Source organism: Vibrio sp. SCSIO 43155, from assembly GCF_023716605.1.
GTDB lineage: Bacteria > Pseudomonadota > Gammaproteobacteria > Enterobacterales > Vibrionaceae > Vibrio > Vibrio harveyi.
Window position 1 is genome coordinate 1289667 of record NZ_CP071853.1, and the last position, 25503, is coordinate 1315169.

The following is a 25503-nucleotide window of genomic DNA, read 5'->3' on the forward strand; positions in this document are numbered from 1 at the left end:
GAGGTAGGTACTACTTACTTACATTGATCATGTCGTTAAAGTAGTCAACTTGTTCTGCCATACTCAAACCTTGGTTGTTTGAACCCAACGTCCACATGAAGAAACCACCATAACCGTTATCTTTCTGCCATTTAGCACGGTCTAGGTTGTTCTGACGCGTTTCAACAAAGTTACCACCTGGTGCCCACTGACTGTTGATCGTGTTACCTAAAACAATCTTCGACTTGTCTCCAATATATTCAGCATAGTTCGCCATCGCGACATCGTATAGGAAGTTTCGACCAGCGTCGTATGTCATGACGTTGAAGAAATCAAAGTCATTTTTAGTCGCTTTGAGTAGATCAATGACTTCACCATGATGCGATGAGCGACCAGATGGCTCAACATAAGAACAGTTTTCGAATACGTTTGCATTCATACACTCGACAGGGTCGGCACCTACATGATAAGTGGTCAGGGACAGCACTTTGGTGTTGCCGACTTTCTCACGGATCAGTTTGATCAATGCCGTTAAGTCTTGGTTCTCTTCGTCTGTGATTCGAGCGGCTTTTTCGAAGTCGAAATCCAACCCATCAATATGCACATAACCAGCTAACTGATACTTGCTGTAATCACAGCTGCCATCTGGTTTTGATGCAAGACACTCACCTTCCATCTCTTCAGGTTTCAGGTTCTTCTTGTACACAGGGAATGGCGTGTGGACCAATTCAACCAATCCAGTCGCGACCGCTTCACGGCTTTGTGGGGTGCTGATCGCCGACCAAATACTTTCGTAAGTTTGGCCCCCGAACGCTACCATCATCGTGACGTTTTCATTGTCATGCTTAAGCGTTGACCAAGCGAGGTACTGCGTTGGCATCCAATCTGGGTTGTAATCCGGCGGTGTGAGCATGCCGTCAGAGATCGTGATATTACCGCTTGAATCCCACTTACCAAATGACAATAGGTAACCGTCTCCTTCTGAGTTGAACAACTGCTCGTAGTCATTTAGACCCCAAGATGTTAGGTAACTGATAGAGCGATCTGGGTTATCAACTAAACCGCCACCGCCCGTGCTTTCTTTAACTGTAATGTTAGATGTCGCTGAGGTTTGCTCTTGGCTTGCTGTGTTTACCGCTTTTGCCGTGATGGCATAAGCCCCCTTCTGCGCACCTAGCCATTCATACTCGTATGGCGCTTCGGTATCTTTGAACAGTTCATTACCATTGGCGATAAAGCTTACAGAAGTAATATCACCTTCGTAGCTCTTTGCATCCGCTTTGATAGAAATCGCACGACCTTCGAAGTAGCTAGAACCATCGACAGGAGATGAAAGCGAAACCACCAAGTCCTTGTCAGTGATAGCCAAAGAAATTGGCGCAGCTTCTGCACTCGCACCTTGATCATCGTATGCAATAACCGTCAATGTATATTGACCTTCAACTTGAGCAGGAACCGTGATGGTATAAGTATCGCCCTGTGAAGGTGTGCCTGAGGTTGCTACCACTTGTCCATTCAACTGAACGTCAACGCGAGCAACTTCGGTATCATCCGTTGCATCAACTACCACATCGAATGCTTGGTTTGGTGCGATTTTTTGTCCATCTTGAGGGGACTGAACCTTAACAACTGGCACAGGGTTCGGATCACATTGCCCTACTTCATTCCATGCGTCTTTCCACGCATCAGGATAATCAGGGTGGCCGGTGCCCGGTGTCCAAACCGGATTACCACACCAACCCGCGACGGTACATGAGTAAATATTGCCAATATTCGTGACTTCATCGCCTACTTTGTATGGCACACCATCTTCGTACTGAGGAATATCGCCACAACTTGTGCCCGTGTCTGTGACCGTAATGGTTAGGCTCTTGCGTGAATTATGCTGCTCGTCATCCTGAGCTTCAGCGCGAAGCGTTGTTGACCCCGCAGTGTGTGCCGTCCAATCACATGAGAAATCTTGAGTCGCTTTCGCGTCTAACTGACATACTTCAGCATCGTTGGCGAAGAATTTGACGGTTGTTAAATCATCATCTGCATCAGAGACATTGGCCGAGATTGTAATGGTGTCACCTTTTTGGTGAGAAGAGCCAGCGTCTGGTGAGATAAACTCAATCACAGGTGGATTTGGTGCAGTAGATTCCGATTCAACCGTTACTTGAACCGTTTGTTCTGTCAGTTTCTTTCCACTCTCATCGAATGCCATGACCGCAATCGATGCTGCGCCAATAGTGTCAGGGAGCCAGGCCTGTTGATACTCTGTCGTGCCTTCTACAACAGGTTGCTCTCCCAATTTGATGTTGTTTACCCAGAACTCTAGTTTGGTTGCACCTTCACCCGCAATATCCGTGATGATGTCTACATTTGTGCCAGTATAAACCACTGAGTTTTGTGCAGGAGCCAAAATATCGAGCGAGAACTCAGGTGGAGGAACGACTTCACCATCGACTTTCACTACCACTGAATTTTCAAACGCATTCAGATCCGTCAACTCTCCACCGAAAGAAATCGTCAGTACCGCAGATTCTCCAGAAGCAAGCTCGCTATCTACCCAAGATCCTTGCGGAAACTTCAGCGCGACAGAGTTCAGTACACCGTTAGATTGTGTCGTATGAGAGATTTCCCATGACGGATACGAAAGGTGATTTGACGCCCAACCGATGTCATTGATTGCTACAGGCAATACGAACTCAATGACAGCTTCACGCATGTCTGCCGTTTCAGAACCTGTGTTCTTGATATCTAGCTTATAAGTGCTCCAGTATTCACTTTCTGATTGAGCAACCGCATCAGTACTAAACTCCGCAGCCATGGCTTGTGAAATAGGATTCAGTAATAAACCGGAGCAAAGCATTGTTAGCCCTAGCGTGCGATAACCAATGGAGTTTGTCTGCGTAGCACTGCTCTTTCTTAGATACATAATAAAGTCCTTAGTCTTATATTAATTATTTAGGTACTGCACAAAGACCTGCAATTAATGTTTCATTTGTGTTTTGCAAGCACACTTAATTTATAAATAAAAATAACCAAGGCAAAAATTCATTATTGTTTCTGGGATAAATATCAAAATTTATTTCTCTATAACTATTTATTGTTCAATTTATAAACCAATAAGTTATAAATGAAACATCAAAATAAAAGAAAAAGAATAAACTTAATTAGATTATATTAATTTAATCAAAAGCTAGCACTAATCACCGGTCACCACACACTATAAAAGCAACCAAAAAGAGAGTAAAAGCCTTTAAAAACAAAAAGATAGAGCCACCACCCTTTCTTAAAGCACTTTGCTCGCACCAAAAACAATGAACTAAAAGTCAGCGATTTAAAATCAACAATGAAGATATATTATCCACCCATTGATTGGAGTTATAAATTAAATCAAACAATAATGATTTAAAATAAATACACTTGGTAAAATAGGAAATAGTAGTAAGCAAAGACAATGGAACTTTATGGAATAAATATCACATATTTATATCGCGTAAAATGAGTTATGCTCCTATAAAAATAGAGTATAAATTCTATTTTTACTGTCATTTAAATGCAATAATTAACCGACTCATCCCATAGGCTTATTCTTCTGATATGCTTTATTTTTCATCTATTTTAAGAACCTAATACCTAGTTCGCTAAAAACAAAAAAGGCAAGCGAAAATGCTTGCCTTGATGCTGCTATACCCACTAAGAGGATTGTTTGTTCTGCATTGTTTGCGCACTACTGGCACTTTGCTCACGAGCAACCAAATCATCAAATTCAGAGACTCTTGCTAAAAAAGCTGGCTTGTCTTTAGTAGAAATGGAACTCGCTAATGGTAAATCCGCTTTCATAGCATCCACTGCACGATTACGTACCAACACTTCGAAATGAAGGTGTGGTCCAGTTAATCGTCCTGTCGCTCCCGACAATGCAATCTTCTGCCCACGCTTAACATGGTCGCCCTTTTTGACGAGAAAACGGCTTAGATGCAAATAACGCGTTTTATAGACACTATTGTGCTCTATCACTAAGTATTTACCCGCATAAGGATGGTTACGAACCGCTATCACCTTGCCATCGCCAGTTGAGTAAACCGGGGAACCAACTGGTGTTGCGAAGTCCGTACCGTTATGCGGAGAGATTCGTCCCGTAACAGGGTGTTTTCGGTAAGGGTTGAATGGAGAGGTAATACGACGGAACTGTTTGTCGATCGGATAACGGTTAAATGCTTGTTCAAGGCTGTTACCTGCTCTGTCATAAAAACGACCGTCCTCCGCTAAGAATGCTTCAACGTCTTTAGCTCGCATTTTGATCGCGATGCCCTGCACTTCTGCATTACCAGTAAAGTGATCATCAAGATATTGTCGATTCACCAATACATGAAAGCTATCACCAGCACGAAGCTCACGAGCAAAATTTACTTTGTCACGTAATACGCGAGTGATGTTAGCAATCTGCGTTGTGGTCAATCCTTGCTTATGCGCAGAAGAAGAAAAACTGCCATTGATCGTGCCTGAGTACATTTCTTCACGCCACTCTCCCGGCTCCTCAATAAAGTCATAAGCAAACGTGCCATCGTCGTTTTGCGTATAGACCGCGCGTTCGACAAGGCTTTCATGGAAAATCACTTGTTTTAGGGTCTTAGTATCTCTATCTACCACGAGCTCAAGGTGGTCGCCTGGTTTGATGGTATCGAGCTTCAGTGACGTTAAGTCAGCTTCAAGAAGCTTTTGAGTGGTGTCGTATGATACCCCCCATGAGGAAAAGATCGTGCTGAGCGTGTCACCAACTTTAACGAAGTAGTGAATACGCGCGATGTTGTCATGCTTTTTGACTTCACGTTCGGGATTTTGAGGTGTTTCATTTGTTTGAGTCTCGTTTTTTTGAGCGCTCTTTAGTTCTGAATAAGGCGTGACCTTAATGGTGATTTCTTCTGGTTTCGTTTCTGCTTGATAGGTGAGATAAGCTGCAAGAGAGAATGCGGTAGCAGCGACAGCAATTAAGGAATAACGAACAAACTTCATAGTACTAGGGTTAACTGAGAATAGTAATTGTTATGTTATAACATCATGCAGGAACAATTTAAACGTTACGTATTTGAGAACTTTGTTTCTAAGCTTTGCTATTCTCACTAAACGTCTATTTTGCTTAGATAAACCTTACAACAAAAAAGGGAAAATTATCTTACCCTTCCCTATGATTACTAAATCGTTTTGAAGTTCCATCCTCTTTGATGAATTGAAAAGTAAACAAACTAAACGCACATACCTGATTTCAGCACCGATCAACATAGAGCAACGGATACTCAGAAATGAGCTGAAGTTAAGGTACAAAGTACGCTTTTAGCTCTTCGATAAAGACTTTGACCTTTCTCGGTGTGTTAGAGCGTGCTCGATAAAGCGCGTAGACCGTTCTTGTTGGTAATTGGTAGTCTTTCAGTACTTCTATCAATTCGCCCTTACACAACTCATCTTCCGCCAATGCTCTTGGAAGCATCGCAACTCCATAGTTTTGTTTTAGCGCCGTTTTCACTGCCTGTACGCTGTTAACGGAAAGAGATGGTGACACCTGCACATCCAGCTCTTTTCCCGCTTTGTTAAATCGCCACACCTTATAATTCTTTAAATTTGGGTCTTCGATAATTCGATGAGAATGCAGATCTCTCGGTTGCAAAAGTGAAGAAGAGGCTTCTAAGTATTGCGGCGAGGCACATATGATATTCCTGTTTTCAGTGATCTTTGTTGCGATCAAATCTGAATCTTGCCTAACCAAACGACCAGATCGAATTGCTACGTCATACCCTTGTGAGGAGATATCATCTAAACCATCATCAAGCAGCAAATTCACTCTTAGCTCCGGATATTTATCACTGAAACCGCAAATAAACGGCATGAGCAAGATTTCTGTCAAACCATTTGGCGCGAGAACATTCAAGGTGCCAGAGATTTCATTACTATCAAACCTCATCGTGTCATTCAGCGCTTCAAGTTGCAAAATCAGAACATGTGCTTCTTGATAATACTGATGACCAGCGTCCGTAAGAGACAGCGCCTTGGTTGAGCGATTCATTAATCGCGTTCCAAGATACGTTTCTAGATCTCTAACATTGCGACTCACGAGAGATTTAGACACTTCTAGTTTCTTAGATGCGCCCGTAAAACTGCCTTCCTCTACGGTGCAAATAAACGATTTAATTAGCGTGATTAAGTTCATCAAAACATTCATTGTTTACTATTTGTTGACAGACTATCGACCTTATCTGATCTATTCAAGCTTCATTTTTTGATTAAAAATCCCAGCAATTCAACAAACAAAGAGAAGATAAATAAATGGAAAGTAAACAAGTCCAAACCATAAGAAATTACTTTAAGATTTGTGTTGACGGTAAGGCAACAGAACGTGTGGGGGAATTTTTCGCTGAAGATGCTCTTATTCACCGCCCTGATTGTGGAAAAACCTTAAAAGGGTTAGTCGAATTTGAAGCCAAGTTGAAATCTTGCGTAACTGAACGTTATGAGAGCCTTGAGACAAGCTTTCAACGCATTGTAGAAGCAGAAGATCAAGTGGTTGTCGCCCTGACTCACAAAGCCAAAAATGCAAATACGTGGATGGAGTTCGATGTATCAGGTAAAGACGTTACATGGACAAGCCTCACCTACTTTCGCTTTAACCAAGAAGGTAAAGTGATTGAAGAAATCGTAGAGCGCAACGAGTTAAGCATGGCAACTCAACTTGGGTTAACGATCACACAATAACCAATGCTGTTACGTAAATGTGAGGGCTCACAAATGGAGTCCTCTTTTTACATTCGATCTATAAGATTATTCAGGCTACCACTTCACGATACCCAGCGTGACTTTAACACCGCCGACTAACGTTGAACCACCATAGTCTTTTGCTAGGCGCAGCAAAGTGTCATGAAAGCCCAAGTTTGGAAATGCCGCTTCCACTTCTGCAATAACTTCTTTACTCAAACCCTTACGAACGCTGCCTTTGGTTGCATCAATCCAGTCTGCTTTTCGGCATGCTTCGATGACTTTCTGGTGCGGCCCTTTATACGGCGAAATCTTATGGTGCCAATGAATCGCACCGCACAAAGCATCAGGATCTAACCCCCACTCAAAGTGTTCATTATCTGCCAAAGCAACCGCTTCAGAAGGCTCGAGATAAGCCAATTCATGGTCAGTCCACAAACCAATGTCGTGATAAACAAATGCCGTTTCAACTAACTGCTCGTACTGCTCATCATTGCCGAGGAAATGCATCGCATAAGTGATGGTTCGATAAACATGATTACGATAGCCCGGAAAGTCATCTCCGATTTGATCTTTGTATTTGGCAAACAGCAATTCGACGCGTGGCCGATCTCGTTTGATTTCTATTTGCGACATGTTTGGTTTCCTCAGATAAAGTCTTTAAAGAATTATAGACTTTGTCTTTTCGTCGGGAGTTATCACCACCGTAAAGCAATTGCGCTCCCCTTGATGTGATACAGAAAACGCGTTTGTCATTTGGGCTATGAGCATCAAACCTCGCCCTGAAGGCATCCAACTCTCTTCATCGAATAGATTTGGCGTCTCAATTTGCTTTGAGATGTAACTTTGGAAGGTTTCATCAGAAATGCGATTGCCATAATCAAATACACGCACTTCTATGTTGTGCTGCTCACCTTGTGTTAGTTCGCATTCTAACTCAACCGTTTTTCCGGTTTGTTCTTGATAGGCATGGATGAAAGCATTGTTCATCAACTCAACCACACACAGCTCAAGGGTTTGCGCGACATGAGAAGAAACCGAATGTTGTTGAAGGAATTCAACCAATTCGAGACTCGCTTGGCGTGAAACTTCTAAAGACGCTTGATAGGATTTCTGGAATACCGAACTTGTCGACTTAACGGCTTGCGATTGTGCACAGCCCAACCATTGCACTTTCAACAAGCTCACATCATCGTCGATTTCTGGTTTTCCTTGCCAGTTTTGCACTTGCTCCAAAACGGCATTGGTCTGTGCCTTTTCTGGCATCGCTTTACTCTCTTCGATGTTGGATAGCAGCCGGTCAATGCCGTAAAGCTTCTCGCCTTGCTTGGCTTCCAATAAGCCATCGGAGAAGAACCAGAGCGCGTCATTGGGCTTGAGTTGGATACTTCCACCTTGGTACATCATCGGCTCCAATGCCCCGACGATGAAGTTGTTGTCGCCAACAAGTTCCAAGCAGTTGTGTTCCGTCTGTTGCCAAACAAATTTAGGGTGCCCTGCTGTGCAATAATTCAGTTCACCGGTTTCGGTGTTCAACACGGCATATTCGATAGTGAAATAGAGTTTGCTGTTTTGCGTTTGCTGGTAGCGTCGATTAAGCCTTTCAATCACAGCTGCAGGCTCACTGATGCGGTACTCGTTGTCGCTCCAGTCTAACGTTATCGACTCCGATTTGTTACGTTGTGACAAAGTTTGTTGAATCGAGAATGCCATTAACGCCGAAGAAATACCGTGCCCGGAAACATCGAAGACATAAAACGCAACGTGGGACTCATCGAGCTCGACATAGCCCAACATATCCCCACCGATCTTGGTACAAGGAACATAAGTGAAGCTAAATTGTGCCGTGTGAATCTGTTCTTCAACGGGCAAGAGTTGTTCCATTAACTCTCCGGCAGAATCCAAATCCTGCTGAATGGTCTGATACGCTAAATCGAGCTCTTGGTTTTTTGTCGTGAGCGTGTTGTGCAGTTCTAAGGTACGAAAGCCCGCACGGATACGCGCTTGTAGTTCCTCTACAGACGTCTTCTTGTCGACAAAGTCATCGGCGCCTGCATCCATGCCTTTGATGATGGATTCTTGATCGTTACGGGAAGAGAGAAGCACAAAGAAGATATAACGAGAAAACGCCGACGATTTAAGCTCACGGCAAAGCTCAATGCCACTGATGCCTGGCATCATCAAATCACTGAGGACAAACTGAATGTCAATTCGGTGAGTCAGCACTTCTAACGCAGACTCACCATCTTCAACGGCAATGACCTCGTACCCTTGCTTTTGCAATGCACTGGTCATGTAGAGCAGGACCGTTTTGCTGTCGTCAACCAACAATATGGACTTCATACCTCTCCTTGCCTGTTTGCTTTATTGCGGCACGCTACTCATGGATTGTGCATCTCTGAAACGGCTGTAATCTTCCGCTAAAAGTTGATGTTGATAACGAGTGTAAGACAACGCCTCATTCGAGATGACGATTTGGTTTTCTTTTTCCATCAATTGCCCACGCAGCAACTCGATTTGTTGATGCTGCTGACTGTGGTTTTGATACATGGCAACGAGTCCGCACACAGACGCTACGAGCAGCGTACACAACACGCCATTGATGGTTTTACTTCGAACACGCATAACCTCTCCTTGTCGCTTGGTGTCCTTCATTACTTGGTGAAGTCCAATAATGATTGGGACGTCTACAAACTAAGAACTCAAGGTTCCAAAACGCCGTGAGAGCCAATTGATGTTGTTTCATTAACAGAGTTAATTATAGGAGAAAGGCAGAAAAAGAAGAGAAAACCTGAACAAATTGAAGATCTTTGCGCTTAAAACGACAAAAAGCAGCAAGTCTACAAAAGCCTTGCTGCTTAGAAAAATCACGCTAGAAGTTAACCTTGAAACGCTTCACGCACCGATACTTGTTCAAACCAACGAGCAATATTTGGATAGGTTTCGAACACTTCAATACTCAAACCATTTACGGCAAAACCAACAAAAATGTAGCCGGTAATGTCTACGATGGTGAAGTTGTCCGTGGCGATGTGCTCACTTTCTGACAAGCGTTTGTCGAGAATTGGTAAGAATTCTAATACGCGGGACTTCGACTCATCACCCCACGCAGCCACACAGTTTTCACGGTCTTGGTAAATTGCTGTGATATTGCGAAACGCCTGAAAAGCCGTGTACAAACCTTGGAATTCGACAACACGATGCCACATTTCCACCTGAGCACGTTCAAGCTGGTTAGCACCAAACAGCGCCAGATCATTTTCAAACGCTTCATCTAGGTAGCGACAAATCGCCACGCTTTCGCAGATCGCTGTGCCATCATCCAGTTCTAGTAGAGGCACTTTACCGTTCACGCTTTTCGATTTAAACGGTTCAGATAGGTTATCGCCCTCACGAACGTTCAGCGCAATTCGCTCAACCTCGCCACCGATTTCCTTTAGAAAAATGCTAACTCGCTTACAACTTGGAGTCATTGCGGTTTCATAGAGCTTCATTTCACATCCTTTTATCTTTTTCTAACCGATTGGTTAGGATATACTGTAGCCAGTTTATAAACGATCAGTCAAGAACTTCACTATCAAAAATTTTCAAACAGTTGTGGGTCTGTTTGCTGAGCGAGATTTTTGATGCCGTTTGTGAGTTCACATGAATTTGGAGGCTGATACCCAAGAATAGATGGGTATTCATCATATTGGTTCAGTTCGAACGCTAGAGGTTCTCTGTACCATCCCTCCAAAGCAATTTAATTACCCGATAAGCAGACCCAGGCAGGTAATTTATGGCAAGAAAAGCCAACTTCGACCGAGATGAAAAGCTTCTCGTGGCTATGGATGTGTTTTGGCGCAAGGGCTTTGCGAACACGTCTATCTCGGATCTCACCGACGAGTTGAACATCAACCGCTTCAGTCTTTACAACACCTATGGTGACAAGCAACAGCTCTACTACGAAGCGCTCGATACCTACTTGAAAAAGGTCTCGCTACCGTCACTGAATGATTTGGAAAAAGACGACGCGTCCTTACCTGAGTTGGAATCGTTCCTTAAATCTTTTGCTGATCTGCAACGTAAACGCAACTGTGGGTGTTTTATCCAAAATGCGTTGATTGAGCACGCTGGTGAAGACGATGATGTACTGCGCAAAGGGCATTTTTTGTTTGACCATCTTATTGACATCATTGCGGATGCGCTGACCAATGCACAAAAAGAAACCTTAGTGCCGAAAACGCTGAAACCAGAAGAGCTTGCTCGTTTTGTTCTCAACAACATGCAAGGCATGCGCGTACTTGGCAAAGCCAAACGTTATGCCGATTTGGATACGGCGCTTGCCTGCTTGCTGGTTTTGATTAGGAAGTGACATGTCGATTGAAGTGATAGCGGTACGTCTTACCAAAGGCATGGACTTAAAGCTGAACCTAGCGAAATTGGTCGAGCAGTATGGTATCAAAGCAGGCTCGATTGCTTCATGCGTTGGTTGTGTCTCTGACCTCAACCTTCGTTTGGCAGGTGCAGAGAGTACGTTAACCAAACAAGAGCCATTTGAAATCGTCTCTGTGATGGGAACCCTAACGGCTGAACATCAGCACGTTCATATCTCGGTGTCTGATCGTGAAGGACGAGTCTGGGGTGGGCATTTGCTGGAAGGCACAGTGATTGATACTACCGCAGAATTGATCATCCATTCTTACTCAGAACTTGAGTTCACCAGAACGATGGACGACTCGACTGGCTATACCGAACTACAAGTGAATCCTTCCAAATAGTAAACAGCTCCAGAACCATACTGTGGTGTCTCTGGAGCTTTATTCGCATGTCTCTCACGCGAAGAATTCACTCATATCGAGCAAGCTAACTTCGGAGATCATTCTTCGACTAAATAACAAACCTGATTATCGTCAACCGTTACTTGCCACGTTTTTAGACAGTGCGCTTCGTCTTCCAAACACTGCCCGCTCTTTAAACTGAAATGCTGTTTGTACAGTGGTGATGCAACACACATCTCACCATCAATATCACCGACAATCCCTCGACTCATCACATAAGCCTTACCAATTGGGTCCCAATCCTGAACAGCGTACACACCGCTATCTGGAATGTAGAATAACGCGACATGCTCGCCTTCAATCAATACAGTGGCACCGATGAACGGCATTAAGTCATCAAGCTGACACAATTTCACTTTGGTTAAAGCTGCCATTTACACCTCCTGTTTCACTGGAATACGCTGACCGCGCACGCGCTGGTACGGCAAGACTTTGCTGCCTGACGTGCTGTTCAAGAAAGGACGGAAGCGTTGCAGTTTTTGAGGATTATCCAACGTACTCTTCCACTCACATTGATAGGTATCTACGACTCGTGCCATTTGCTCATCCAATGAATCACATAGATTCAGAGAGTCATCCAAAATCACTTGCTTAAGGTAATCTAAGCCCCCTTCCATGTTCTCCATCCACACCGACGTACGCTGCAAGCGATCTGCGGTGCTGACGTAGAACATCAATACTCGGTCGATCATGGTGATCAACTCTGATTTGGATAAGTCGGATGCAAACAAATCCGCGTGTCTTGGTCTCATGCCGCCATTACCGCAAACGTATAGATTCCAGCCGTTTTCAGTGGCGATCACCCCAATGTCTTTACTTTGCGCTTCCGCACACTCGCGAGTACAGCCCGATACGGCAAACTTAAGCTTATGGGGCGCTCGCAATCCTTTGTAGCGGTTCTCTAACTCAATGGCTAATCCAACTGAATCATCAACACCATAACGACACCAAGTAGAACCCACGCAAGATTTCACGGTGCGCACCGATTTCCCGTAGGCGTGCCCTGTTTCAAAACCGGCATCGATTAAGGTTTGCCAGATTTCAGGAAGCTGTTCTAACTGCGCGCCAAATAAATCCACGCGCTGACCGCCAGTGATCTTGGTGTATAGATCGTATTGCTGAGCAACTTCGCCTAGCACGATAAGTTTGTCTGGTGTGATTTCGCCGCCCGGAACACGAGGTACAATCGAGTAAGAGCCGTCTTTTTGCAGGTTTGCCATAAAGGCATCATTAGAATCTTGCAGAGATTGATGTTGAGGCTCCATGATGTGTTCATTCCACAAAGAAGCGAACACAGATGCCGCCGTTGGCTTACAGATATCACACCCATGCCCTTTGCCATACAGTGCAATTAAGGTGTCGAAGTCTTTGATTTGTTCCACTTGGCAAATATGGAACATCTCTTGGCGACTAAGCTCAAAGTGCTCACAAAGGTAGTTGTTAACCTCTACCCCCATGGCTGCCAATTGAGTATCCAATACCGACTTGACCATATTGCTACAGCCACCACAGCCTGTACCGGCTTTGGTGTTAGCTTTAAGGTCTGTGAGGTTGGTGGTTCCGGCTTGAATCTCGGCAACTAAGTCGCCTTTTGTGACGTTGTGACAAGAACAGATAATGGCGCTGTCTGGCATCTCTCCATCAAGCATTCCGGTATCAAACAGCAGGTTCGCTGCGTGGTCTGGCAGGACCGTTTTGTTCAAATAACACTGTAAGAGCGCATCGTAGTCACTGTTGTCACCAACGAGAATCGCACCAAGCAATTGGGTACCACTCGCATCTACCACCAGCTTTTTGTAGATGCCTGCAACCGCATCTTGCAATACCATTTCTTGTGCGCCTTCGGTTTGCATTTGTGCATCGCCGATAGACGCCACATCTACCCCAAGCAGCTTAAGTTTAGTGCTCATGTCTGCACCTTTGAAACCTTCGCTTGGCATCCCAGTCAAGACATCGGCAGTGGTTCTCGCCATGGTGTAACCGGGTGCGACTAAACCAAAGATCTTCTGCTCCCAAAGGGCACATTCGCCAATCGCGTAAATGTTCTCATCGCTGGTTTGGCATTGGTTATTAATCACAATGCCGCCTCGCTCGCCTATTTCTAGCTCAGCCAGCCTTGCCAACTCATCTTGAGGGCGAATACCTGCGGAAAAGACAATCACATCCACTTCGAGAGGATCTTTGTCTTTAAACACCATACGATGCTTAGCCGTTTCACCATCGCAGATTCGCTCCGTACCCGTTGAGGTGTGAACGGTTAACCCTAGCGCTTCAATCTTCTCTTTTAGCACTAAGCCAGCACCATCGTCTAACTGCACGGGCATCAGGCGAGGAGCAAATTCAATAACATGAGTTTCTAACCCCAATAGTTTAAGTGCGTTTGCCGCTTCTAAACCCAACAAGCCGCCGCCAATCACTGCGCCCGTTCTTGCGCCTTCACATGCTTTTTTGATTTGTGAAAGGTCATCAAGCGTGCGGTAGACAAACACGTTGTCTCGGTCTTTACCTTCAATTGGAGGCACAAACGGGTAAGAACCGGTCGCGAGCACGAGTTGGTCGTAACCCAGCACATCTTCACCATCAAGCAGAAGGCGCTTTTGTTCTCTGTCGATGCCTGTTACTTGGCTGCCAAGTACGAGTTGGATGCCATGCATGTCGTACCATTCTTGGTTACTCAGCATCAAATCATCATGAGATTTGCCCGCAAACAAAGAGGACAACTGTACACGGTCATACGCGATAAAGCGCTCTGCACCAATCACGGTAATTCGGTGCTCCAAATGCGCGTTTTTCTGTACCAATTGCTCGACAAGGTGTTGCCCGACCATACCATTACCTACCACAACGATGTGGCTCAATGCGTTCTTTACTGGGATCGTTAAAGGACTGTTCATTGCTGCCTCCTTATGCCGTTTGCGCTGCGGTTTTGGGTTTGTCTTCTTTCGAAGCAGGAATCTCGACTTTGGATTGCTTCTCGTAAAGGAACTTCAGCACTGCTTGTCGACACTTCTGATACTGCGCATCATCTGCCAGTGCGACACGCTCACGAGGGCGAGGTAGATTCACTTCTAACACTTCTCCAATGGTTGCTGCCGGTCCGTTAGTCATCATCACGATTTTGTCGGATAGCAACACCGCCTCATCCACATCGTGGGTAATCATGATGACGGTGTTGTTTAGCTCGGCTTGAATCTTCATCAGTGCATCCTGCAAATGCGCACGAGTTAACGCATCCAACGCGCCAAATGGTTCATCCATCAGCAAAACCTTTGGTTGAAGTGCCAGTGCTCTCGCAATGCCGACTCGCTGCTTCATACCACCAGAGATTTCATCCGGCTTTTTGTGCGCGGCATGCTGCATTTGAATCAACTCCAAATAGTGATTCACTTGCTCCTGAATCCACGCTTTGCCCTTTTTGCCGGCAATTTGTTTTACAGCTAGCTCAACGTTTTGATATACGGTGAGCCAAGGCAACAATGAATGGTTTTGGAACACCACTGCGCGGTCAGGTCCTGGTCCAGCTACTTCTCGTCCATCGACGATCACGCCGCCATCTGTTGGCATGTGTAGCCCTGCAACTAAGTTCAATACCGTTGATTTACCACAGCCAGAGTGACCAATTAGGGATACAAACTCGCCTTTATTGATTTGTAAATCGACGTTCTTAAGCGCGATGAACTCGCCATCTGGCGTTGGGAATCGCATCCCTAAACGCGTTAGATCTAATAATGCTTTTTCCATGATCGTTTCCCTTATCTCAACGCTTGTTGTTTATTCCAAGACAGCCACTTTTGAAGTTGCAGCATGCCTCTATCGAGCATCAAACCGATAAAACCAATGGTGATGACTGCCACCATGATGCGCCCCAATGATGCCGAGCTGCCGTTCTGGAATTCATCCCAAACGAACTTGCCTAACCCCGGGTTCTGAGCGAGCATTTCTGCCGCAATCAACACCATCCAAGCGATACCTAAAGAGAGACGTAAACCGGTGAAGATCATTGGAATGGCAGAAGGTAAAACGATAGTGCGAATGTGCTGCCACCACGAAAGTTGAAGCACTTTACTCACGTTGATTAAGTCTTTATCAACGCTCGTTACGCCCACAGCGGTGTTAATCAGCGTCGGCCATAAGCTACACAGCGCCACAGTGATCAGAGAGTTGATGAACGACTTAGCAAACATCGGATCATCACTCACATAAGTGGCACTCACCACCATAGTGACGATAGGCAGCCAAGCTAAAGGTGATACGGGTTTGAGCAGTTGAATGATTGGGTTGAACGCTTGATACAGCCCTTGATTCAGACCAAGCACGATGCCAAGTGGAATCGCAATGACAGTCGCCAACAGAAAGCCGGCAGTTACAGTCACTAGGCTTGTTATGATTTGGTCGAAGAACGTCGGCTTACCTGTGTAGGGACGAATCTTCACTGTCGCATCTGGATTTTTGGCTAATTTTGCAGCATTGCGCTTTTCCTGACGCTCGATAAACGCTTGTTCCTTTTCTCGCTCTTGCCAATGGTCATCGACAAGGTTGCTGAACTGCTGAAAAGTTTGCACCGGTCCCGGTAGCGTACCTAATGAGGTTTGCACTTCTCTCGCTGCTAAGTGCCACATTGCCAAAAAGATCAGCAAGCCAATAACGGGCAAAAGCACCAACCGACTTCGGTTCACTACCTGCTTAGCAGGAAAAAGGGAAATGACATTACTAGACATACTCACTCCTAAGAAATTTACATCCTTGTTGCCACAAGCGAATTCCCTCGCCTGTGGCGTTTATCGTTATGGTTAAACCTTGTCTTTTCCTTTAAGCCCGATAGAGAACTTCTCTAGATATTTATTTGGCTCGCGACCGTCATAAACGATGTTGTCGATAAAGTGTGTTTGCGGTGCACGGAAACCATCTTCAGCACTGAAATCTGGGAAGTCTTTTTTGCTCAACACACCATCTTCAATTAGCGCTTGAGCTGCTTGTTGGTAGATATCTGGACGGTAAACCTCTTTTGCCACATCCATGTACCAATCATCGGATTTCTCGCTTGAGATCTGTCCCCAGCGACGCATTTGGGTCAGGTACCAAATCGCATCGCTGTAATACGGATACGTGGCGTTATGACGGAAGAACACGTTGAAGTCTGGCACGTCTCGTTTGTCGCCTTTCTCATATTCAAATGTGCCCGTCATTGAGTTGGCGATAACTTCGGCATCGGCTCCGACGTATTCGCTTTTTGATAGCATCTTCACTGCCTCTTGGCGGTTGGCATTGTCGTTTTCATCCAACCAATGTGCCGCTCGAATCAAGGCTTTCACTACGCGAATGTGCGTGTTTGGATACTTCTCAGCCCAAGCTTTGGAAACACCAAACACTTTCTCTGGGTTGTTCTTCCAGATTTCGTAGTCGGTCACGACTGGTGTGCCAATGCCTTTGAATACGGCTTGCTGGTTCCATGGTTCGCCCACGCAGTACCCTTTGATCGTGCCCGCTTCCATCGTCGCTGGCATTTGTGGTGGCGGTGTAACACTCAAAAGAACATCAGCATCCAACTGGCCACTGTTATCGCCTGAGTCTGGTGCGTAAAAGCCTGGATGAATCCCCCCTGCCGCTAACCAGTATCGCAACTCATAGTTGTGCGTCGATACAGGGAACACCATCCCCATGTTGAACGGTTTGCCTTTATCCAGATAGCTGTCGACCACAGGCTTCAGTGCATCCGCTTTGATTGGGTGAACTGGCTTGCCATCTGGTTGCTTTGGAATGTATTGCTTCATCTGCTCCCAAGTATCATTGGAAACCGTGATTGCGTTGCCGTTCAAATCCATACTGAACGCGGTAATCACTTCTGCTTTTGTGCCGACACCAATCGTCGCGCCCAATGGCTGACCAGCAAGCATGTGCGCGCCCGCAAGCTCACCATCGATGACTCGGTCTAATAGCACCTTCCAGTTTGCTTGCGCTTCTAAAGTGACGTACAAGCCTTCGTCTTCAAAAAAGCCTTTCTCATAAGCAACCGCCAGCGGTGCCATATCGGTTAACTTAATAAAACCAAACTTCAGGTCTTCAATTTCTGGCTCACCCAACTCTGCCTTTACGCTGACCGTGGTGAATACCGATAACGAAATTGCTGACACTTTCAGCATCGAACTCCATTTCATTGGTTTGCTCCCATAAAAAAAGCGCCACTACTCCGAAGAGCAGTAGCGCCGTTGCTAAGTCTACAATTACCGCCGTTGATAATTGAGATAAGCGATTCAACAATAAACCCAATTCTTCTAATCCAATTACTGTGCCAACTTATTTTTTACAGTAAATACAATAGATTAGTATATCTTGTCGTTTGTTATTCCCTGTTATTGCTTGCTGATAGTGCAACACGCACCACGTTAGAAAACGCACCCTACCCCCAAAGTGGTAGAACAACTAATCCAACACTTCCAAAGTAGTTATCAAATTCTTGGCAACCTGTGCGAGCGTTTGGCTCGATTGCATGGCAGATTTTCTAAGCGCTTTATAAGCCTGATCTTCATCAACGCTGTGCATCTTCATAAGCAGACCTTTGGCTTTTTCCACCAGCTTGCGCTCTTCGATCTTATGGGTCAGCGATTCAATTTCCGATTGCATACTTTCGAATTTCGCTCTCACTAATGTCGCATGTTCAATCCAAGGTTGAAGCGCAAACTCACTATCGTGGGGCATGAGCACATAGTCCATTTTTTCTGATAACCGATTGATATCATTGGATGATAATTGCTTTAAGACGATAAGAAGTGGTGCCGATTTTCTGCGGCAGAAATCGACGATCAAACGCAGTTCCGCGGTTGGTTGCTGCCATCCAACCACAACGCTTGCTGACGGTTCTCGTTGCATTAACGTTTCTAGTTGTGCCAATTGGCAACCGATGATGTTGTCGTAATCTTTGCTCAATAAGCCGGACAATCGAGCCTGCTCTTCGAGGCTATCGCAGCATACTATGATGGGTGTTTTTGACGTTGATTGAGTCATGCACATTCCTTGTTTATATCTCACTCACTAAGAGAGACATAACAAGGAATGTGCCAACTAAAGTTGAAGCGTTTTAACTAGAGGCGAGATGTTCTTTGAAGAAGCCGAGTGTGCGTTCCCAAGCGAGTGCTGCTTCTTCCGGTGCGTAGCGTGCTGTTGAGTCGTTATGGAAGCCGTGGTTGACGTTCTCATACATTAACGCTTGATACTGTGCGTCGGTTGCGATCAATTGCTGCTCATAAGCAGGCCATGTGTCGTTAACACGCTTATCGAGCCCTGCAAAGTGAATCATCAACGGTCCTTTGACTTGCTTTTGGATCTCTTGCGCCGCTGGTGTTCCATAGAAAGGCACACCTGCATCGAGCTCTTCTGGCATTACCGCGGCAAGCATGTTGACAATGTATCCACCGAAGCAGAATCCAACCGCGCCCAATTTACCGTTGCCACCCTCGTATTGTTTGAGGAAGTTCGCGGCTGCAATAAAGTCTTGTTCGATCTTGGCTCTGTCCATCTCTTTCTGCATGGCGCGCCCCTCATCGTCGTTCCCCGGATAGCCGCCGAGTGGATAAAGTGCGTCTGGAGCGAAAGCAATAAAGCCATCTTTTGCAAGTCGTCTTGCGACATCTTTGATATAAGGGTTCAGACCTCGGTTTTCATGGATCACCAACACGGTCGGCGATTTTAAGGTCTTCTTCTGTGGCATCACCAAATAACCACGCCCTACTCCATGCCCATTTGGAGATGGAAAGGTTTCGTAAGTTGCTTTGATGTCAGGATCGTTAAATGAAACTTGTTCTGCAAGTGCGTAATTCGGGGTTAACGCATCGACCAGGGCTGTCATGCTAAAGCCAAGCACCGCAAGGCCACCGAGCCTGTTAAGAAACTCACGGCGCGTGATTTTTCCGTGGGCGTATTCGTCGTACCAATCGAAGGCTTCTTGCGGGATAGGATGAGAAGCCTTTTTAGTGGGAGTGGTATGTTTTAGAACCATTATCCATGTCCTCTGTGTCTTACCATATGGGAATTTCTAATTCTCAAACGCGAAGTAAAGAATGAGCGCAATTGAGGTCAAAACTGCAGTTTCACCTCTCTGATACGGAGCAAGGTGGTGAAACACATCACTGGTGAGCTAGGATCTTTAACCTTCTTCAAACAATAGATAATGGATTCAGATTCAACAACTTTGCGTTGTTTGTTTTGAGTGGATTTGTCTAAAACCAATACTTTGGTTTAGCCAGTCAACTCAAAATTACTCGTAATGACAGTACGTCTGCCAATAACTAAAGGCACGTTCAAAGGCTTTTTCTCGATCATGCATTTGTGCAAACAAGACCACTGTCATTGTGGCGAGAACCGTATTCGCCATTTGGTTCATGTCATCTTCTGACGTCCCAAACGGGCAGTTCGCAGGCATTGGCACCTCAGATAGCATTTGCTCCGTCCAGTAATGCGATGTCACACCGCTTGTTTGGCTTAACCACACTGTTTGGCTTACTTTTGGGTTGTATTCTGACTCACCTGATTGTCCTTTGAATGACACAACGGCATGAGCGGTTTGACCAATCTCGTATTCGACTTCAGCATGAAGTTGTTGGAATCCAGGATGGAAGCTACCACGAATACCAATCGTTGCTTGCCCCGGGTTCAATGCACGAACCACGGTATTGATCGGCGTTCTAAGCCCATAACGATTCTTCCAACCGATCATGGTTTCTGCTTGAGCCGCAAACGCACTCAGCGGCAGATACACAATGTTTTGTGTTTCTAACACACGCTTTGCGTCTTCTGCTGATTCCGCTTTCGTAATAGCAAAAGTGTCGAGGTAATCTTCGGCGTGTAAACGACCAGATTGACGGTCGTGATAGCCATGCATTAACACTTTATGACCATTATCGGCAAGGATCTTCGCTGCCAACAGGTGCCAAGGCTGACCTGCTGCTTCACGTTTGCCTGCATAACATGGCCAATCAATGTCTGCACCAATAGCTGGCATGCGGGATTGGAATGCTTTCACAAAACCAGCGATTTCTTGTTGAGTCTCGTTCTGTACGCGGATCAGCATCAATAACATCGCCATCTGATCGTCGTCGCACTCACCGTTTAGGTATTCATCCATAACTCGAAACGCTTGGTCAAAGTTCAGTGGTTTTCTGCCACGCTCGCCACGACCGACTGTTCTGATACATTCCAAAATGCTGCTCATATTCCCTCGTATTCCGTCACTGACTGTACGGTTTCTATTAGTTGTTCGCGCAGTTTGACAACTTCTCCCATCACAATCAATGCTGGGCTCACGCCTTTAAGTGTAATCGATAAATCATTGAGCTGATTGAGTTGTGTAGCGTGTACTTGTTGCTGTGGACTACAACCATGAGTGATGATCGCGACAGGGAAATCTTCTCTCAAACCAGAGCCTATTAAACCCGTTTGTATTTGCGTTGCTTTTTCTAACCCCATATAGAAAACTAACGTTTGTCCGCTTTGCATCAGTTGGCTCCACGCTTCAAATGCGCCTGTTACCACTTGCCCCGTAACAAAGGTAACGCTGCGAGCAACGCCACGATGAGTCAGCGGAATCAAGCTGTTTGCTGAACAACCAATCGCAGCGGTAATGCCGGGGATAACTTCGTACGCGATTGAGTGTTTAACGAGCGCTAACGCCTCTTCGCCTCCACGACCAAATACGAATGGGTCTCCCCCTTTTAAGCGTACAACTCGCTTTCCTTGTTGAGCGAGCGACACCATCAAATCACAAATTTCTTCCTGACCAATACTAGGTTGTCCGCATCTTTTGCCCACGTAAATCCAATCGGCTTGTGGCGAAGCCAACTCCAAAATATCTCTGTTAACCAAACGGTCGTACAGCAGAACCTCTGCCGACATAATCGCTTTCACAGCCTTCACGGTTAACAAGTCAGGATCGTGCGGCCCTGCTCCAACAATCGACACAAAACCTTTTTGGTTCGCATCTAGAGTTGCGTTGTTATTTTCTAAAAGTTGGTTCAGTTTGCTTGCTTGATCATGCTTAGAAAAGCGAGACGAGCGTTCTTGTTTCTGACTCGCTTGTCCTCTCTTAAACCAAGACTTTTGATAAGGCGCTTCCATGTGCTTATCCTCTTTGTGACTTACTTTATTTGAATAGCCAGACTTTGCTGGTTCGCTTGCTGCTTGCCCTTTTGATGCTGATGGCTGTCGACCATTTGTTTGATTTGAGAGACGCACGAGCCACAGTTAGTACCGCATTTGAGTTTGTTTTGAAGTTGGGTCACTGACGTGCAGTCTTGTTTCTCCATCGCGTCATGTATTTGTTTATCGGTGACGCGGAAACAACTACAGACCAGTTTGGCACTGCTTTGCGATTGAGTGATGGTAAGCAGTTGCGATAGCTCCATAGGTTTGCCAATCAAGCCAGTAAAGTTGGTGTAGTCGGTTTGAATTGGTTCACTAGACACCACTAAAACAGAGCGAATGATACGAGCGTCTCCAACAAGGTCGTAATCCACCGCTAGCCAACCCTGGGCAATATCTATCGTAATCCTGCGGCTCTTTTGCGTTCGACAAAAACTCTGCTTCTTTGGTCTTTTATCGTGTGCAAAGCGCCAAATGCCCAAATTGCTTTCTGCTTGAAATGCGCTGTAAAGAAATTTGCCGGAATCAAACTGTGTACCGATGAACATACCGTAGGTTTTTACCGCCGCGTCTTGCACTTCAACATAAGATGACTTAAACGCAGGTTGCCCAGAAATAGGGTCTTTTGCGCTGTTTACTATTGCGTTAACACCGCTTTCACCGCCATATCGACCTGCCCAGTGCATTGACATAAACAGCTCTTGAAAACCTAAACCTTCATCAATGGCAACTTTGGCATAAATACTGGTGTTTGAAGTGGGCTGGAACAGCTTGGTGAGTTGTCCTGCTTTTAAGCGACTTTGAGTAGCAGAGAGTGTGTTCATGTACACGGTTGGTTCTAATTCAGAGGCGGCAAGGTGTGCGATATGCCCTGTGCGCGTCATGGTATGCCATTGATCGCGTTGTCTGCCCGTATTTAGCCACCAGCCTTTTGTTCTCTCTAAGCGTTGAGGCAATTCGCTGGTCACGACAAAACGCGCTTTTCCATCTGGGTGTGAATAGACGCCATCAGAAAAAGGGCGTACTCCTCCCCATTGAGTAGGCTTCCAAGCTTCGTATTCTTGCTCGGTTAAGTTCGCGTGTTGAGAAAGATCTAGCTTCAATGGCGAATCTGCATTCATGCCTGTCATCGCCGCATACTCCCTGAATACCGCGTGTTCTGAGGTAAATGCAAAACCACTCTTGGTCTTCTCTAGTTCACACAAAGCTTGCCCAACTTGGTTTATCGCCCACCAATCCGATTTTGCTTCACCGGGAGGTGTTTGAAACTGACGCTGCCTTGAAAGTCGACGCTCAGAGTTGGTCACCATGCCTTGCTTTTCCCCCCACCCGGCGACGGGCAACAACAGGTTCGCGTAATGCGCTACATCCGAATCCGCTGTGATATCGGAAACAACCACAAATGGACAAATCTCTAGCGCACGTTTTACCAATTGGTTGTCTGGCAAAGACACAACTGGATTGGTTGCCATGATCCAAAGAACTTTAATCTCACCGCGCTCTACCGCCTCAAACAGCTCGACGGCTTTTAATCCGGGCTTAGTGGCAATCTCCGGTGAATCCCAAAACGCCTGCACTTGCTTGATAGACTCTGCGTCAAAAGCGCGATGAACCGCTAACTGGTTTGCCAATCCACCGACTTCTCGCCCACCCATCGCATTCGGCTGACCAGTTATAGAAAAAGGACCGCAACCAGCTTTCCCAATCTTACCTGTCGCCAAGTGTGTATTAATAATGGCATTGCCTTTATCGACACCATTTTCAGCTTGGTTAACCCCTTGGCAAAACAGCGTGATTGCGGTTGGGCTTTGTGCGAACCATTGGAAGAATGTCGTGAGTTTTTCTTCTGATATACCAATGGAAGACGAGAGATTAGTGACATCGTAACGCAAATCAGAAACTTCTTCTGCAAGCGCCTCAAACCCGTCGGTATAGGAATTTATGTATTGAGAATCAACGTATTGCTGCTCAATAAGAAACTTAAGCAGCCCGTTAAAAAGTGATACATCCCCATCGTTTTTAATCGGTAGATGCAAATCGGCTTGCTGTGCTGTGACCGTTTCACGCGGGTCAATGACCACCAGCTTGAGATTAGGATTGTTCTCTCTCGCTTGTTGAATACGTCGAAATAAAACAGGGTGCGTCCAAGCGGTATTAGCACCGCAAATTATCAATAGCTCAGTCTTATCTATGTCATCGTAATTGACAGGAACGACATCTTCACCAAATGCTCGTACATGAGCCGCAACCGCCGAAGACATACACAAACGCGAGTTAGTATCAATATTCGCGCTGCCGACGTAACCTTTCATCAATTTGTTGGCGATATAGTAGTCCTCTGTCAGCAACTGACCAGAAACGTACATCGCGACCGAATCCGGTCCAAACTCCGCTTTCGCTTGATGAATCTTTTCGGCAATCAGATCCGTGGCTTGTTGCCATTGCACTTCTTGCCCTTGAGGTCGCTGCTTGGTAACAAGCTTTGGATACAACAACCGTGACGGCATATTTAAACTTTCTGCCAATGCCACACCCTTTACGCACAATGAACCCGCATTCGCCGGATGACACGCATCCCCAACAATTCCTTTGGCATTAACCTCAACACCACATCCAACACCACAATAGGGACAAGTGGTTTTCTTGCATCCTTGCGACATTAAGCCCCCTGATTTTTGCTTCCAATGGCGAGCTAAAAGCGAAAAAAAACCTCTCCCGAAACGAGAGAGGCTGCATTGCCTATAAAAGCTCAAAAAAGTAATACCCTATCCGCTTAACCGCCTGCTAAGGGAAAGCGGCGCATCGAGTTAACGATGAACACAATCTAATTTGCAATCCCAATGCCAACTATGAATACCATTCATTTTCAATAACTTATAAAGATCCGTTTTCTCTTTATATTTGGTTGTGCACTGATTAGGTGCGGATTTGTTTCACAGAAGTGCAGCACTAGCGAGCGAATTGCATCACCAAGCGCGGTTCTTGATCGCCAAAATAGTTATCCTCTTCCGCGACCACAACAAAGCCAAGCGATGAGTACAGTTTGAAGGCAGGTATATTGTCAGGATCAACGGTCAGCTTCACTACTGAGCCTGTTTCAACTTTACTTAGCACCTTATCCACTAGCAAACGCGCAACCCGCTTGCCTCTGTGTGTCGCATCTACCGCTAATGACAGAATCCATTGCGTGTTTTGTTCATCACTTGTCGCCATCAGCACATAACCAGCTATTTGCCCTTCTTCTTTGGCCACCAACAAACCTTGAGACCAACAATCAAATGCTTGTCGAAAGAAAAATTGAGGGTAAGCGTGATGACCAAATAACTTGTGCTCCAGTGTATATAGAGCTGCTAAATCATTTTTATCTGCTGAGGTGATCTGCATTGGCAATGTTTCCTTATAAAACTCTCCGAGTGAATATAGTTGCAAAGCGCGATAAAACCTAACGATTTCATGCAGTTCACATTGATATACCCAAGTGACTTCAAGATGCAGGGTTCAGAGCGTTATCATCAAGTTGGGTGACGCAGAACTCAACTCAATGACATGCTCCCGAAGGGCGAGTCTCCTTGGGTATACTTCCTTTTGCTTTGGTCAGACCAATTCTTGATGATGAGAGCCAGTTTTAACTAATGGAACGTCATACCAGTTTTTATTTGATTGTTGGTCGTTTTTTGTTGAATAATCGCCGCTCTTATATACAAAAATAATAATAACGAGACGAAAGCAGTCGTCCTTATTGAGCAATCAGGCTCATTAGCAAGCGAGTGATTACGAAAATGTACCGCTAGCGTGTACGTCAGCGCTTCAATTAAGTTGTCATAATTAGAGTTGAATA

Annotated in this window: 21 protein-coding genes; 3 read left to right on the forward strand and 18 right to left on the reverse strand. The window is 45.5% G+C overall.

The annotated features are described in order from the left end of the window. Positions 1–10 precede the first annotated feature (10 nt). The 3 genes from J4N44_RS22640 to J4N44_RS22650 all read right to left on the reverse strand — a co-directional run bounded on the left by J4N44_RS22640 (position 11) and on the right by J4N44_RS22650 (position 6172). Positions 11–2899: an Ig-like domain-containing protein gene (locus tag J4N44_RS22640; RefSeq protein WP_252045201.1), complete on the reverse strand. Its 2889-nt coding sequence runs from the start codon at positions 2897–2899 to the stop codon at positions 11–13. A gap of 764 nt (positions 2900–3663) precedes the next feature. Continuing rightward, positions 3664–4983 (reverse strand): peptidoglycan DD-metalloendopeptidase family protein, encoded by a 1320-nt coding sequence (locus tag J4N44_RS22645; RefSeq protein WP_050902727.1) that lies wholly within the window; start codon positions 4981–4983, stop codon positions 3664–3666. Positions 4984–5281: 298 nt separating this feature from the next. Beyond that, the gene (locus J4N44_RS22650) at positions 5282–6172 is read right to left on the reverse strand and encodes a LysR family transcriptional regulator (RefSeq protein ID WP_009696291.1); all 891 of its coding nucleotides are present in this window, start codon (positions 6170–6172) and stop codon (positions 5282–5284) included. A 116-nt stretch (positions 6173–6288) separates the two neighbouring features. On the opposite strand from J4N44_RS22650, the gene J4N44_RS22655 reads away from it, so the two are divergent. Then, positions 6289–6714: an ester cyclase gene (locus tag J4N44_RS22655; RefSeq protein WP_047515949.1), complete on the forward strand. Its 426-nt coding sequence runs from the start codon at positions 6289–6291 to the stop codon at positions 6712–6714. Between the two features lie 75 nt (positions 6715–6789). On the opposite strand, the gene J4N44_RS22660 is transcribed toward J4N44_RS22655, so the two are convergent. From J4N44_RS22660 to J4N44_RS22675, 4 genes are all read right to left on the reverse strand, one after another. After that, entirely contained in the window at positions 6790–7350 is a 561-nt protein-coding gene (locus J4N44_RS22660; protein WP_252045202.1) for a phosphohydrolase, read from the reverse strand. A gap of 24 nt (positions 7351–7374) precedes the next feature. After that, positions 7375–9057 carry a SpoIIE family protein phosphatase gene (locus J4N44_RS22665; protein ID WP_252045203.1) on the reverse strand — a complete coding sequence of 561 codons (1683 nt, stop codon included), beginning with the start codon at positions 9055–9057 and terminating at the stop codon, positions 7375–7377. A 21-nt stretch (positions 9058–9078) separates the two neighbouring features. Then, positions 9079–9339, reverse strand: coding sequence for a hypothetical protein (locus J4N44_RS22670; RefSeq protein ID WP_017190864.1), 261 nt, complete (start codon positions 9337–9339; stop codon positions 9079–9081). Positions 9340–9593: 254 nt separating this feature from the next. After that, positions 9594–10208, reverse strand: a complete 615-nt coding sequence (locus J4N44_RS22675) for a glutathione S-transferase (protein WP_039839521.1) — start codon at positions 10206–10208, stop codon at positions 9594–9596. A gap of 284 nt (positions 10209–10492) precedes the next feature. On the opposite strand from J4N44_RS22675, the gene J4N44_RS22680 reads away from it, so the two are divergent. Together J4N44_RS22680 and J4N44_RS22685 are read left to right on the forward strand one after the other, a co-directional pair. Next, positions 10493–11068, forward strand: a complete 576-nt coding sequence (locus J4N44_RS22680) for a TetR/AcrR family transcriptional regulator (RefSeq protein ID WP_252045204.1) — start codon at positions 10493–10495, stop codon at positions 11066–11068. Position 11069: 1 nt separating this feature from the next. Then, complete coding sequence (locus J4N44_RS22685) at positions 11070–11474, forward strand: PPC domain-containing DNA-binding protein (protein ID WP_252045205.1); 405 nt, start codon at positions 11070–11072, stop codon at positions 11472–11474. A gap of 98 nt (positions 11475–11572) precedes the next feature. On the opposite strand, the gene nirD is transcribed toward J4N44_RS22685, so the two are convergent. From nirD to J4N44_RS22740, 11 genes are all read right to left on the reverse strand, one after another. Then, on the reverse strand, positions 11573–11908 hold the full coding sequence (gene nirD, locus J4N44_RS22690) for a nitrite reductase small subunit NirD (protein ID WP_017820230.1): 336 nt from the start codon (positions 11906–11908) through the stop codon (positions 11573–11575). Further along, the gene (gene nirB, locus J4N44_RS22695) at positions 11909–14428 is read right to left on the reverse strand and encodes a nitrite reductase large subunit NirB (RefSeq protein WP_252045206.1); all 2520 of its coding nucleotides are present in this window, start codon (positions 14426–14428) and stop codon (positions 11909–11911) included. 10 nt (positions 14429–14438) lie between these two features. Beyond that, positions 14439–15275 (reverse strand): ABC transporter ATP-binding protein, encoded by an 837-nt coding sequence (locus tag J4N44_RS22700; protein WP_005450080.1) that lies wholly within the window; start codon positions 15273–15275, stop codon positions 14439–14441. A gap of 11 nt (positions 15276–15286) precedes the next feature. Beyond that, the gene (locus tag J4N44_RS22705) at positions 15287–16252 is read right to left on the reverse strand and encodes an ABC transporter permease (RefSeq protein WP_252045207.1); all 966 of its coding nucleotides are present in this window, start codon (positions 16250–16252) and stop codon (positions 15287–15289) included. A 72-nt stretch (positions 16253–16324) separates the two neighbouring features. Further along, entirely contained in the window at positions 16325–17689 is a 1365-nt protein-coding gene (locus J4N44_RS22710) for a CmpA/NrtA family ABC transporter substrate-binding protein (RefSeq protein WP_005375887.1), read from the reverse strand. Positions 17690–17954: 265 nt separating this feature from the next. Beyond that, the gene (locus J4N44_RS22715; protein WP_252045208.1) at positions 17955–18536 is read right to left on the reverse strand and encodes an ANTAR domain-containing response regulator; all 582 of its coding nucleotides are present in this window, start codon (positions 18534–18536) and stop codon (positions 17955–17957) included. 73 nt (positions 18537–18609) lie between these two features. Further along, on the reverse strand, positions 18610–19527 hold the full coding sequence (locus J4N44_RS22720) for a dienelactone hydrolase family protein (protein WP_252045210.1): 918 nt from the start codon (positions 19525–19527) through the stop codon (positions 18610–18612). 258 nt (positions 19528–19785) lie between these two features. After that, on the reverse strand, positions 19786–20739 hold the full coding sequence (locus tag J4N44_RS22725) for a glycosyl transferase family protein (RefSeq protein WP_252045211.1): 954 nt from the start codon (positions 20737–20739) through the stop codon (positions 19786–19788). Further along, the gene (gene cobA / locus J4N44_RS22730; protein WP_252045213.1) at positions 20736–21641 is read right to left on the reverse strand and encodes a uroporphyrinogen-III C-methyltransferase; all 906 of its coding nucleotides are present in this window, start codon (positions 21639–21641) and stop codon (positions 20736–20738) included. Before cobA ends, J4N44_RS22725 begins: the two co-directional genes overlap by 4 nt. Positions 21642–21661: 20 nt before the next feature. Beyond that, entirely contained in the window at positions 21662–24325 is a 2664-nt protein-coding gene (locus tag J4N44_RS22735; protein ID WP_252045214.1) for a nitrate reductase, read from the reverse strand. A gap of 289 nt (positions 24326–24614) precedes the next feature. Further along, the gene (locus tag J4N44_RS22740; protein WP_252045216.1) at positions 24615–25049 is read right to left on the reverse strand and encodes a GNAT family N-acetyltransferase; all 435 of its coding nucleotides are present in this window, start codon (positions 25047–25049) and stop codon (positions 24615–24617) included. Between the last annotated feature and the right edge of the window lie 454 nt (positions 25050–25503).